At 48.7% G+C, this 335-nt stretch carries 1 protein-coding gene; it reads left to right on the top strand.

What is annotated here, in order from left to right:
• Positions 1–335: AAA family ATPase (locus QGT73_RS17370; RefSeq protein ID WP_280123264.1), on the top strand; the 335-nt coding region annotated here is incomplete at both ends.

The following is a 335-nucleotide window of genomic DNA, read 5'->3' as shown; positions in this document are numbered from 1 at the left end:
TCTTTCAAAGAAGAGACCTCAATCAGTTTCGTTGCCGGAAAGGGAACGGTTCACCCTGCTCATGTCAGCAGGGCGCAGAAACGTGACGATATATCGGCATTGAAAATCGGTGTGATTTACGGTGCCAACGCATCGGGCAAGAGCAATGTAATCAAAGCCGTTGCACTGCTCCAGCAGATTGCGACGGGAAGATTTCCTGCCGGAGATTTCGAGCCGTTCAAACTTGCAAAACCGATTAATCCTGTCTCAAAGATTGAAATTGAGTTCAAGACCGGGGGGCGGTATTTCGCTTACGGCATGGAGTTCTCTATAAATGGCATCAAGGAGGAATGGCT

It is taken from the genome of Duncaniella muricolitica (genome assembly GCF_910574735.1).
Lineage (GTDB): Bacteria > Bacteroidota > Bacteroidia > Bacteroidales > Muribaculaceae > Duncaniella > Duncaniella muricolitica.
The sequence above is the reverse complement of the archived record's forward strand: the minus strand, read 5'-3'. Positions and strand labels throughout refer to the sequence as shown.